The sequence below is a fragment of the uncultured Thiodictyon sp. genome, assembly GCF_903828115.1.
Taxonomy (GTDB): domain Bacteria; phylum Pseudomonadota; class Gammaproteobacteria; order Chromatiales; family Chromatiaceae; genus Thiodictyon.
The window spans coordinates 1-3401 of record NZ_CAIKKU010000370.1; the positions used below are offsets into that span (position 1 = coordinate 1).

General features: G+C 63.5%; 5 protein-coding genes. 1 reads left to right on the forward strand and 4 read right to left on the reverse strand.

What is annotated here, in order from left to right:
• Positions 1–94 precede the first annotated feature (94 nt).
• The 4 genes from QZY48_RS13515 to QZY48_RS13530 form a co-directional block, all read right to left on the reverse strand.
• Positions 95–847 (reverse strand): hypothetical protein, encoded by a 753-nt coding sequence (locus QZY48_RS13515; RefSeq protein ID WP_295431436.1) that lies wholly within the window; start codon positions 845–847, stop codon positions 95–97.
• A 48-nt stretch (positions 848–895) separates the two neighbouring features.
• Entirely contained in the window at positions 896–1192 is a 297-nt protein-coding gene (locus QZY48_RS13520; protein WP_366929685.1) for a Fis family transcriptional regulator, read from the reverse strand.
• A complete protein-coding gene (locus tag QZY48_RS13525) occupies positions 1185–1544 on the reverse strand; it encodes a type II toxin-antitoxin system RelE/ParE family toxin (RefSeq protein WP_295431441.1) in 360 nt (119 codons plus the stop codon). The genes QZY48_RS13520 and QZY48_RS13525 overlap by 8 nt, the downstream gene beginning before the upstream one ends.
• Before the next feature lie 81 nt (positions 1545–1625).
• The gene (locus QZY48_RS13530; RefSeq protein WP_295431445.1) at positions 1626–1898 is read right to left on the reverse strand and encodes a hypothetical protein; all 273 of its coding nucleotides are present in this window, start codon (positions 1896–1898) and stop codon (positions 1626–1628) included.
• A 246-nt stretch (positions 1899–2144) separates the two neighbouring features.
• Here QZY48_RS13530 and pstS point away from each other — a divergent pair, with 246 nt between their 5' ends.
• On the forward strand, positions 2145–3203 hold the full coding sequence (pstS, locus tag QZY48_RS13535; RefSeq protein WP_295431448.1) for a phosphate ABC transporter substrate-binding protein PstS: 1059 nt from the start codon (positions 2145–2147) through the stop codon (positions 3201–3203).
• The last annotated feature ends 198 nt before the right edge of the window (positions 3204–3401 follow it).

Genomic DNA, 3401 nt, shown 5'->3' on the forward strand with positions numbered 1-3401 from the left:
CGGATGTCACCCTGGAGATGGCCGGAATAGTGATCAAGGCCGCGACAGCAGCCCACCTTGGTCGGTGCGGCGCAGTTGCCGATGCCGGCCAGCCTCAGGGCGTCTTCGGCGCCGGCCAGATGCCGATGATGTCGTAGGTCGTGTCGCGCCGGGCGGGGTTGCGGATCAGGCTTTGGCGATAGTTCACCCGCACGCGCAGGCCGCTCTTGAGGAACTCGAGGGCGCACGCGGCGATCTGGTCATCGAGGATCGACATGGCCTGGAACTGATTGCCGGCGTTACCGAGTTGGACGATCACCTCGTCGCTCTTGAGCACATTGCCGCGGTGGCTGACCTTGGTGATGTAGCCGATGCGTTCGCCGTCCGAGCGGGTGGCGCCGGCGGACCCCGCGGCCCCGCAGCCGCGCGGGGCGGCCTCCGGGTTGACCCGTTTGACCTCGACCACCCGATAGTCCGTATCGCCGTTGATGCGCGTCACTTGGAACCTGAGCTGGCGATAATGGATGGCGACGGCCCGGCCGGTGAATTCCTGGATCTTGGGCAGGTCGGAGCGCGGGGCGGAGAAGGCCCAGGGGTTGGTGAACAGCACCTGGTCGCCGTCGTTGACGGACGCGGCGCTGCTGTCGTTGCCCATCAGCAACTCGCCTTCCACCGATTTGAACAACGGATTGCCGCGCACGCTGACCTTGGACAGGGTGCCCATGCGCCAGCCCTCGGAATAGGTGTTGAAGGGCAGGTAGTCGGACCAGCTCATGGCGATGGCGAGGAGATAGAAAAGCCCTGCCAGTGCCAGCAGGAGCAGCGGTAGCGACCACCGCCAGCCGAGTTTCGAGAAGATGCGGAACATGGATGCGTGCTCCCGAATGGGTACGGATGCAGGGCGAGTCCGTTGGCCTCAACGCGGGCTGTCGATCAGCTCGATCTTGAGACGCTTGCCGACGATGGCCGCTGCCCGGTTCAGTGTGTCGAGTTGTACCTTGTCGTTGTCGGGGTCAAGCAGGCGGTCCAGTTGCGAGCGGCTGGTCTGCATCCGCTTGGCCATTTTCACCTTATTGAGATGCTGACTTTCCATTGCCTGCTGGAGTTGCCACGCTAAGACCCGCTTGGCCGCGACCTGGCGCGCGTCTTCAAGGCGGCCTTCCTCCTTGAGGAAGTCTTCGAGGCTGGAACCGATGTTTTTTTCATCAATCATCTTTTTCACCTTTCATACGTTTGGCAGCGACGTTCAGTTCATGGTCCGGGGTCTTCTGCGTCTTCTTGATGAAGGCATGGAGCAAGACCATCCGTCCTCCCGCCATGCAAAACAGGACGCGGGCGATCCGCCCCGACGACAAGTTGCTGCGCACTTCCCAGAGGCCCTTGTGAGAGCGGATGGCCCGGCACAGCGGCATTCCGAGCGGCCAGCCATACTCCAGAGTTTGCAGATCATCCCCGACAATCTTGCGGTCCGCAGGATCGAGCGCCTTTAGCCACTCCCTGACGGGCTCCCTCCCAAGGTTCGTGCGGTAGAACGCGACCGTGACCCGTTTTTGATCGTCCGTCATCGAATGTACCTCATGTAGTACAACGTATCATGAAAGGTACACTCCGAACAACAAAAAGGCTGAAGCCTTGGACTCCAGGCGTCAGTCGTCCAGGCCCTTCTGCTCGGCCATCCGCTGCGCGTCTTCGATCGCCTGCGTGGGCGGCAGGGGCCAGAGCCCGTCTGCGGCGACGGGGTTGGGGCCGAAGCCGGGCAGGTCGTCGGCGGCCTCCAGGGCGCCGTCGCGCTGCACGAAGAAGAGGCCCTCCGGGCCGCCGGCGGCGCTGCGCACGATGATCCGGGCGGTTTCCATTTCTTCGCCGTAGTCCGCCTCAAAGACGTAAATCTGACCGTCAATCACACATTCGTAGGCCATGTCGGTTCGGTTCTCGTTGAGTGGGGGGTGGGGTTGGGGCCAGGGGCGCGGGGCGCCGGGACTGTCTTGTCGGCACCCCTACCCGCGTCCGGAGCAGGACTATACACCGCCAGGGAGCGGTTTCTCCCGCGCGCGGACGGTCACACAACCGTCACGAAATATTCATCAAAGCACCCGTTCGGTCCGCGATACTGGCGCCCAACGGGTCTGTCAGCCCCCGGACGATCCACAGCTTGAGGAATAGTAATGCGCAAATCGCCCTTTCTGAAGACCGCGGTCGCCGCCGGCTTCGCTGCCCTGTTCGCCGTCTCCGCCCAGGCCGGCGCCGAGGTCAAGCTGAACGGCTCCGGCGCGAGCTTCCCCTTCCCGATCTACTCCAAGTGGTTCAAGGACTTCAGCGCCGCCACCAAGGGCGTGCGCATCGACTACCAGTCCAAGGGCAGCGGCGCCGGTATCCAGGACCTGATCAACGGGACCGTCGACTTCGCTGCCTCCGACGCCGCCATGAGCCCCGAAGAGCAGGCCAAGGTCAAGCAGGGCGTCGTGCTGCTGCCCATGACCGCCGGCGAGATCGTGCTGATCTATAACCTCAAGGGCGTGAAGGATCTGAAGCTGTCGCGCGAGGCCTACACCGGGATCTTCAGCGGCAAGATCACCAGGTGGAACGACCCGCTGATCGCCGCCGCCAACAAGGGCGTCGCCCTGCCCGACAAGCCCATCACCGTCGTGACCCGCTCCGACTCCTCCGGCACCTCCTACGTCTTCACCGGGCACCTGGCCGCCATCAGCGACAGCTTCAAGACCACCGTGGGCCACAGCAAGTCCCCCCAGTGGCCGAACACCGGCAAGTTCGTCGCCGCCCCCAAGAACGACGGGGTAACCGCCCAGGTCCAGCAGAACGAGGGCGCCATCGGTTATGTCGAGTATGGCTACGCCAAGCTGACCGGCTGGAAGCAGATCGCGGAGTTGGAGAACCAGTCCGGCAAGTTCATCGCCGCCGGGCCCGCGGGCGGTGCCGCGGCCCTGGCCGCCGCGCAGTTCCCGCAGGGCACCCTGCCGGGGAGCGATGTGCCCGACCTGATCGCCTGGGTCTGGGACCCGGCTGGGGACCAGTCCTACCCCATCGCCACCTTCACCTGGATGCTGTTCTATAAGGATCAGGACGACGCCAAGGCCGACGCCCTGCGCCAGATGGTGAAGTACGGTGCCACCGAGGGCCAGAAGATCGCCGACTCCATGGGCTATATTCCGCTGCCCGCGAACGTGGTGGAGAAGGTCCTGTCCGCATCCGCATTCATTAAGTAACGAGTCAAGAACAAGTTTACCGTCGTTGTCGTTGTCGTTGTCGTAATCGTGATCGTAATGTAGCCGTTCAGAGACCCCTTGACCGCTGCCTCCAGCCCGATCAGTATGTTCCCCCTACGCTGCCCGATGATACCGCGCCACTGACCGATGCACCTGAGCGACCACAGCCTCAACCAGCTTGATGAAGCCTACGTCCAG